General features: G+C 70.2%; 9 protein-coding genes and 1 tRNA gene. 6 read left to right on the top strand and 4 right to left on the bottom strand.

The genetic code is table 11. From position 1 onward, the window contains the following. Positions 1-130: 130 nt before the first annotated feature. The 3 genes from LQV45_RS13465 (at position 131) to LQV45_RS13455 (ending at position 2,371) form a co-directional block, all read left to right on the top strand. Entirely contained in the window at positions 131-1,528 is a 1,398-nt protein-coding gene (locus tag LQV45_RS13465; protein ID WP_230007472.1) for an NAD(P)/FAD-dependent oxidoreductase, read from the top strand. Between the two features lie 90 nt (positions 1,529-1,618). Further along, positions 1,619-1,691: transfer RNA gene (locus LQV45_RS13460), tRNA-Leu, on the top strand. 110 nt (positions 1,692-1,801) lie between these two features. Continuing rightward, positions 1,802-2,371, top strand: a complete 570-nt coding sequence (locus LQV45_RS13455) for a LemA family protein (RefSeq protein WP_138172794.1) — start codon at positions 1,802-1,804, stop codon at positions 2,369-2,371. 49 nt (positions 2,372-2,420) lie between these two features. Here LQV45_RS13455 and LQV45_RS13450 read toward each other — a convergent pair whose 3' ends face one another. Further along, positions 2,421-3,662: a winged helix-turn-helix domain-containing protein gene (locus tag LQV45_RS13450; protein WP_230007471.1), complete on the bottom strand. Its 1,242-nt coding sequence runs from the start codon at positions 3,660-3,662 to the stop codon at positions 2,421-2,423. Between the two features lie 71 nt (positions 3,663-3,733). On the opposite strand from LQV45_RS13450, the gene LQV45_RS13445 reads away from it, so the two are divergent. Both LQV45_RS13445 and ilvA read left to right on the top strand, forming a co-directional pair. Next, positions 3,734-4,924 carry an AI-2E family transporter gene (locus LQV45_RS13445; RefSeq protein WP_230007470.1) on the top strand — a complete coding sequence of 397 codons (1,191 nt, stop codon included), beginning with the start codon at positions 3,734-3,736 and terminating at the stop codon, positions 4,922-4,924. Continuing rightward, positions 4,921-6,150, top strand: coding sequence for a threonine ammonia-lyase (ilvA, locus tag LQV45_RS13440; protein ID WP_230007469.1), 1,230 nt, complete (start codon positions 4,921-4,923; stop codon positions 6,148-6,150). The genes LQV45_RS13445 and ilvA overlap by 4 nt, the downstream gene beginning before the upstream one ends. Positions 6,151-6,227: 77 nt before the next feature. On the opposite strand, the gene greA is transcribed toward ilvA, so the two are convergent. Further along, positions 6,228-6,719 (bottom strand): transcription elongation factor GreA, encoded by a 492-nt coding sequence (gene greA, locus LQV45_RS13435; protein WP_230007468.1) that lies wholly within the window; start codon positions 6,717-6,719, stop codon positions 6,228-6,230. A gap of 110 nt (positions 6,720-6,829) precedes the next feature. Continuing rightward, positions 6,830-7,225 carry a DUF4307 domain-containing protein gene (locus LQV45_RS13430; RefSeq protein WP_230007467.1) on the bottom strand — a complete coding sequence of 132 codons (396 nt, stop codon included), beginning with the start codon at positions 7,223-7,225 and terminating at the stop codon, positions 6,830-6,832. A gap of 63 nt (positions 7,226-7,288) precedes the next feature. Here LQV45_RS13430 and LQV45_RS13425 point away from each other — a divergent pair, with 63 nt between their 5' ends. Next, positions 7,289-7,564, top strand: a complete 276-nt coding sequence (locus LQV45_RS13425) for a hypothetical protein (RefSeq protein ID WP_230007466.1) — start codon at positions 7,289-7,291, stop codon at positions 7,562-7,564. A 15-nt stretch (positions 7,565-7,579) separates the two neighbouring features. Here LQV45_RS13425 and LQV45_RS13420 read toward each other — a convergent pair. Then, positions 7,580-7,918, bottom strand: a 339-nt coding sequence (locus tag LQV45_RS13420; protein ID WP_230007465.1) for a hemolysin III family protein, incomplete at its 5' end; no start/stop codon positions are given.

Raw genomic sequence — 7,918 nt, 5'->3', positions numbered from 1 at the left:
TCAAGCTCGCGGGAGGCACCCTCGCCGCTATAATGATCACGCTCGGCGTCAGTGCTGCTGCCCGGCGAATCCGACAGGCGCGCACATCTCGCGAGCCGAGCCGCACCACAAACCAGGAGTCTCTTCCATCGTGACCAGCACCGTGCCCAAGATCCTCATCGTCGGCGGAGGCTACGCGGGTTTCTACACCGCCTGGAAGCTCGAGAAGCTCCTCGGCCGCAACGAGGCCGAGGTCACTCTCGTCGACCCGCTGCCCTACATGACGTACCAGCCGTTCCTCCCCGAGGTGGCCGCCGGTGAGATCGAGGCCCGCCACGTCGTGGTCGGTCTGCGTCGTCACCTCAAGCGCACCACGGTCATCGCGGGCAAGATCACCGGCATCCTGCACGCGTCCAAGACCGCGACGATCACCCCGATCGCGGGCGACGAGTCGTGGCAGCAGGAGTACGACCACGTCGTCGTCACCGCCGGCGCCGTCTCGCGCACGTTCCCGATCCCGGGCATCGCCGACAACGCCATCGGCCTCAAGACGATCGAAGAGGCCGTCGCGATCCGCGATCGCCTGACGTCCAACTTCGAGAAGGCGTCCGTGCTCCCGGCCGGCCCCGAGCGCGACCGTCTGCTGACCGTCGTCGTCGTCGGCGGCGGCTTCGCGGGTATCGAGGTGTTCGCCGAGCTCCGCGCCTACGCGTCGTCGCTGCTGAAGCAGTACCCGACGCTCGCGTTCGACGACACGCACTTCCACCTCATCGAGGCCATGGGGCGCATCATGCCCGAGGTGTCGCAGAAGACGAGCGAGTGGGTGCTGGCCGACCTCGCGAAGAAGGGTGCGTTCGTGCACCTCGACACGCAGGTCAAGGGTGCCGTCGACGGCGTCATCGAGCTCTCCACGGGCGAGCAGCTGCCGACCGACCTCATCATCTGGACCGCGGGTGTCATGGCCAACCCCACCGTCGTGCGCGGCAGCGACCTGCCCGTCGAGGAGCGCGGCCGCATCCGCACCCGCCCCGACCTGCGCGTCGGCACCGACGACGAGATCGTCGAGGGTGCGTGGGCTGCCGGCGACGTCTCGGCCGTGCCCGACCTGACCGGCGGTGGCGTGGGCGGCTTCTGCGTCCCCAACGCCCAGCACGCGGTGCGCCAGGGCAAGCTCATGGCCAAGAACCTGGTGGCGGTGCTGCGCGGCGAGGAGCCCAAGCAGTACTTCCACAAGAACCTCGGCGCCGTCGCGGGCCTCGGCCTGTACAACGGCGCGTTCCAGTCCGGAAAGTTCGCCCTCACGGGTCTGCTCGCCTGGTTCGCCCACCGCGGGTACCACGGCCTCGCCATGCCGACGTGGGAGCGCAAGTTCCGCGTCGTCGGCGACTGGGTGCAGAACTTCTTCCACGGTCGCGAGACCGTGTCGCTCGAGGCCGTGCAGAACCCGCGCGCCGCTTTCGAGGAGTTCGCCGCCCGTCCGCGTCCGGCACAGCCCGCGGCCGAGGCTCCCGCCGACTCGAAGCCCGAGAAGGTCGGCGCCGCCAGCTGACGTTCCGACCGAGACCCCCGCGGATGACCGCGGGGGTCTCGTCGTTTCCGGATGCCGTCACCCTCCGCGCTACGGTGGAGCGTGGCATCCGCCCCCGTAGCCCAATGGCAGAGGCAGGCGACTTAAAATCGCTTCAGTGTGGGTTCGAGTCCCACCGGGGGTACGTATCGGGCGTCCTGCGTGCGTATCCACTGGGAGTCGTCCGCGTGCTCCTTCCGCACGGCGATCGCGCCGTTAGGATTATGCGGCAGTCGTCGAACGGAGAACCCAAACATGTGGGAGTGGCTCGTCCCCGTCATCGTGGTCGTCGCGATCCTGGTGATCGCGGGGATCTATCTCTGGGCGACGTACAACGCGCTCGTCTCCCTCAACGTGCGCGTCGACGAGGCGTGGAGCGACATCACCGTCCAGCTCAAGCGCCGAGCCGATCTGCTGCCGAACCTCATCGAGACGGTCAAGGGCTACGCGGCGCACGAGAAGGCCGTGTTCGAGAACGTCACGCGTGCGCGCGCCGAGACGATCTCGGCGCAGAGCCCCGCCGAGGCGGGTGTGGCCGAGGGCCACATGCAGCAGGCGCTGAAGTCTCTGTTCGCGGTGGCCGAGGCCTACCCCCAGCTGCAGGCGAGCCAGAACTTCCTGCAGCTGCAGCAGTCGATCGTCGACACCGAGGACAAGATCCAGGCGTCGCGCCGGTTCTACAACGGCGGCGTCCGCGAGCTGAACACCAAGATCAAGGTGTTCCCCAACAACCTCTTCGCCCGGCAGCTGGGTTTCCACTCGCGCGAGTTCTTCGAGGTCGTCGACGGCGCCGCGATCTCGGAGCCGCCGCGCGTGCAGTTCTGACGCGATCCGCGTGACGCGCCCCCTCTCCCGGTCCGGGTGAGGGGGCGCTTCAGTTCCGGCGACCGTCGGGGTGCTCGTGGCGCGTCGACCCCAGCGCGCCGGCGATCGCGTCCGCCGCGTCGCCCCAGCGTGCGACCGTCACGTGCTCGAGGCCCTGCCACCGCGCCGCGACCCGCAGCTCGTCCGCCACGCGTGCGGCGGCGTCTGCGGGCGCACCCGGCTCCCACCAGGCCGACTGCACGCGCAACGCGCCGGCCGCGCGATCGGCCTTGAGATCGAGCCGGCCCACGATGTCGTCGTCGACGAGCACCGGCAGCGAGTAGTAGCCGAAGCGGCGCTGCGGGGCGGGGGTGTAGATCTCGATGCGGTAGTCGAAGTCGAACAGCCGCTCCGCGCGGTCGCGGAACCACACGACCGGGTCGAACGGCGTGAGGATCGCGGTCGCCCCGATGCGGCGCGGGCGCGCGGCATCCCGGTGCAGCCACGCCTTCGCGGGGCGGCCGCCGACCTGCCAGCCCTCGACGTGGACGGGGAGGAGCTCACCCGCGTCGACGAGGTCGTGGATCGCGGCGATCACGGCGGGGCGGTCGCGGATGCGCCAGTAGTCGGCCAGATCCGCCGCCGTGGCGACGCCGTAGGCGAGGGCCGCGCGTCGGACGAGTTCGGCGATCGCCTCGGTGCGCGGAACCACGCGATCGAGGGCCGCGGCCGGCAGCACGTCGGAGGTCAGGGCGTACCGCCGTTCGAACCCCCGGCGCCCCGCGATCGCGACCTCACCGAACAGCCACAGCCGCTCCAAGCCGTTCTTGACGTCGTCCCACCCCCACCACGATCCACGCGAGCCGCTGCGGGCGTCGTGGTCGATCTCGGCCGGGCGCAGCGGGCCTCGGTCGGCGAGCTCGTCGCGGAGCCACTGCAGCAGCGGCTGGTTGGCCTCTGCCCACGCGTCGTGCCCGTACTTGCGGCGCATGTCGTCGCGCCGGAACTGCAAGAGCGGCCAGTCCTCGGCGGCGACGAGGGATGCCACGTGCGCCCAGGACTCCACCCACTTCGGGCGCGGCGAGAAGGCGACCTTGTCGAGCAGAGCGGTGTCGTAGGCGCCCACACGCGCGAAGAGCGGCATGTAGTGCGAACGCGAGAACACGTTCACCGAGTCGATCTGCAGGATGCGCATGCGGTGGAGGGCACCGGTGATCTGGCGCGTCCCCACGGTCTCGGGACGGGGGCGGCCGAACCCTTGGGCGGCCAGGGCGATGCGGCGCGCGTCGGCACGCCGGAGCGTCGTGGTCATGCGTCTCACCGTAACCGGGACCTCCGACACGACCGGACATGAGGGCGGGAGCGCGGCGGTAGGCTGACGGGATGAGCGGAAACGATCCCGAACCTCGCGGATCCTTCCTCGACGCCCTCAAGCGCCGCACGGTCTCCAGCGATTTGCAGCCGCCGGTCCCGCCGGCCCTACGACAGGCCACGGCCTACGCGTGGCGTCTGCTCGTCATCGCGGCCGCGATCGGCGTCGTGGTGTGGCTGGTCATCCAGCTCAAGCTCCTCGTGGTCCCGATGCTCGTCGCGATCCTCATCACCGCACTGGTGTGGCCGGCGTTCTCGTTCCTGCTGCGGCACCGGTGGCCGCGGTGGCTCGCCATCGTCGTCACCGTCCTCGGCACGATCGCGGTCATCTCGGGACTGATGTGGCTGGCGGTCTGGCAGATCACGCGCGAGTTCGCGTCGGTGCGCGACCGGACCGTGGATGCCGTGGGCCAGTTCCGGCAGTACCTCATCGACGGTCCGCTCCACTTGAGCGCGCAGCAGATCGACGACGGCCTCCGGCAGGCGGGGACGTTCCTGCAGCAGCAGGCCGAGGTTCTGTGGACCGGAGCCCTCGCGATCGGTACGACGCTGGGACACGTGGCCACGGGCCTCCTTCTGACGCTGTTCATCCTGCTGTGCCTCCTCGCCGACGGCGGGGGCATCTGGCGCTGGACGACCCGGCTCTTCCCCCGTGTGGCCCGACCGGCGGTCGATGGCGCGGGCCGCGCGGGCTGGCGCACCGTGATCACGTACGCGCGCACACAGCTCCTCGTGGCCACGATCGACGCGGTCGGCATCGGTGTCGGCGCGTTCCTTCTCGGCGTGCCGCTGGCGATCCCCATCGGCGTGCTGGTCTTCCTCGGCGCCTTCGTCCCCTTCGTCGGGGCCGTCGTCACCGGCGCCCTCGCGGTCTTCGTCGCCCTCGTGTACAACGGGCCGCTGATCGCCCTGTTCATGCTGATCGTCGTGCTCGGCGTGCAGCAGCTCGAGAGCCACGTCCTGCAGCCGATCCTCATGGGCACGGCGGTCAAGGTGCACCCGCTGGCCGTGGTGCTCGTCGTCGCCGGTGGCGCCATGATCGGCGGCATCCCGGGCGCGCTCTTCGCCGTCCCGCTCGCCGCGTTCGTGAACGTGGTCGCGGTCTACCTCAGCACCAAGGCGTGGCGGGATGACGGTTCGTCCGTGGACGCCGCCGACCTGATCTGGCAGACGGTGCCGCGGGATTCCGGAAGGAGATCATGAACGACACGCCCACCCTGGCCGAGTTCGAGGATGCCGCGCAGACCCTGCGCGGCATCATCACGCGGACGCCCCTCGACGAATCGCTCCACCTCACCGAGCTGCTCGGTGTGCCGGTGCACCTCAAGCTCGAGAACCTCCAGCGCACCGGGTCGTTCAAGATCCGCGGCGCGACGTACCGTCTGTCGCGGCTGACGGCAGAGGAACGTGCCCGCGGAGTGGTCGCGGCCTCGGCTGGCAACCACGCGCAGGGCGTCTCTCTCGCCGCGCAGCAGCTGGGCATGGCGGCCACGATCTTCATGCCGCTGGGCGTGCCGGTGCCCAAGCTCCTCGCCACCCGCGGATACGGCGCCGAAGTCGTGCTCGAGGGAGCGACGGTCGAGACGCCGCTGCGCCTGGCCGCCGAGTTCGCCGAGCGCACCGGGGCGGTGCTCATCCACCCGTTCGACCACCGCGACATCATCGTCGGGCAGGGGACCCTCGGTCTCGAGCTCGTCGAGGACCTCCCCGACCTGGACACCGTCATCGTCGGTATCGGCGGCGGGGGACTGGCCGCCGGTGTGGCCGCGGCGGTCAAGGCACGCGCTGCCGCCGAGGGGCGCGACGTGCGCATCATCGGGGTGCAGGCCGAGAACTCGGCCGCCTACCCGACCTCGCTCGCGGCGGGACATCCGATCCAGGTGCCCACGACCCCGACGATCGCGGACGGCATCGCCGTGGCCCGTCCGGGTGACCTGCCCTTCGAGCTCATCCGTCAGTACGTCGACGAGGTCGTCACCGTCACCGAGGACGACATCGCCCGCGCGCTCCTGGTGCTGCTGGAACGCGCCAAGCAGGTCGTCGAGCCCGCCGGCGCCGTCGGTGTCGCGGCCATCCTCGCGGGCAAGATCCAGGCCACCGGCACCACGGTGACGATCCTGTCCGGCGGCAATATCGACCCGCTGCTGCTGCAGCGCGTCGTGGCCCACGGGCTCTCGGCATCCGGTCGGTACATGTCGCTGCGGATCCCGCTGCCCGACCGACCGGGGCAGCTCGCGCGGGTGTCGGAGCTGCTGGCGCAGGTGGGCGCGAACGTCATCGAGGTGCTGCACACGCGGCACGGTCAGGGCCTGCAGATCAGCGAGGTCATCCTGCAGCTCAGCGTCGAGACCCGCGGCGCGGAGCACCGAGCGCTCGTGATCCGCACGCTCGAAGAGGCCGGCTTCATCGCCACCGTCGTCCCCGACTGACACGCCCCCGGCACACGCGCCCACAACGCCGCGAGCCGCCCACCCGAATCGGGGGAGCGGCTCGCGGGATCACCGGCTCACTGGCCGGAGTAGGTCTCGACCGTGATGATCTCGACGGGGATCTGCTTGCCGTTGGGGGCGGTGTAGGAACCGCTCTCGCCCTCTTTCATGCCGAGGATCGCGGCGCCCAGCGGCGAGGCCTCGCTGTACACGTCGAGCTCGGAGTCGACCGCGATCTCGCGGTTGCCGAGCAGGAACTTCTCTTCGCCGCCGGCGATGAGCGCGGTCACGACCGTACCCGACTCGACCACGCCGGTGCTCTCGGGGGCTTCGCCGACCTTGGCGTCCTTGAGCAGCTGCTGGAGGGTGCGGATGCGGGCCTCCTGCTTGCCCTGCTCGTCCTTGGCGGCGTGGTAGCCGCCGTTCTCCTTCAGGTCGCCCTCTTCGCGGGCCGATTCGATGCGCTTGGCGATCTCTTCGCGGCCCGTGGTCGAGAGGTGCTCGAGCTCGTGGGCGAGACGGTCGTAGGCATCCTGGGTGAGGAACGTCACCTGAGTGTCGCCAGTCACGGTGGTCTCCTTCGTCGATCAGGCCGGCGTGAGCGGCACACAGACTGCACCCGCCGGGACATATGTCGAACGCCCCGGCATCGAGCCGGGGCGCGTCTTGAAGAAAAAGCCTACGGTACCCAGCAGGAGTTGACAAAACCCGTCGTCGCGAGGGCCAGTGTGGGGATCTCTTCGGTGAACGCCCGGCTGTGCTCCTCGGATGCCGGGTACTCCACGACCCGCCATCCGACCGTCCCGTGCTCCTCGTCCTGTGCCTCGAGCGCGCAGGCCACCGGCTGCCCGACGGGGGAGGTGATCTGGAACGAGACCGTGACGCGCTCGGCATCCGCCACCGTGAAGCCGGTTCCCGTGGACGTGACGGAGGCGAGGCTGTTCGCGACCGTCGTCCACCCCAGCGCCCCGGTCAGTCCGAGTGCCACGACGGCCACAATGCTCCACAGGGCGATGCGGCGGCGCGGCGACCGGGTGCGGCCGTAGCGCTCGTCGAGCATCGCTTGCGTCGTCATGGTCTCCCCGGGCTTTAGGCTGGACTTCCAGGCTACGCGCTTCCGCCCGGACCGAAGGACTTCATGCTCACCGCGCTCGCGGCCCTCGCGGCCACGCCGACCCCCGCGTCGACTCCCGACCCCTCGATCGTCACCCCCGGCCCCCTCGGGTTCGCCGCGATCGCGTTCATCGGTGTCGCGGTCTTCCTGCTCGTGTGGGACATGCTCCGCCGCATCCGTCGCGGTCGCTACCGCGAAGAGGTCAACGCCGAGCTGGACGCCGAGGAGCAGGCGCGCGCCGCACAGGCCGCCAGCGAGACGGACGACGAAGACATCGACCCCGCCGCTCCTCGCAGCTGACGCCGACGCGCGCGCTCAGCCCCCGTGGTACGCCGGGGCCAGGGCGATGAGCAGGCACGCGGTCCAGTGGCACAGGAACGCCAGCACGGTGCACACGTGGAAGATCTCGTGGAACCCGAAGTGCCCGGGCCACGGGTTCGGTCGCTTCAGGGCGTACACGATCGCCCCGGCCGTGTAGAGCAGACCGCCGATGACGACGAGCACCATCATCGCGACGTTCGCGTCGAGCAGGTCGACGAGGTACATCACGGCCGCCCAGCCGAGCGCGAGGTACAGCGCCACGTAGAGCCAGCGCGGCGCGTGCAGCCAGAACACGCGGAACAGGATGCCGAGCAGCGCGCCGCTCCACACGAT

Source organism: Microbacterium sp. Bi128 (assembly GCF_918698205.1).
Note: the sequence above shows the minus strand (reverse complement) of the source record. Positions and strands in the feature narration are given on the sequence as shown.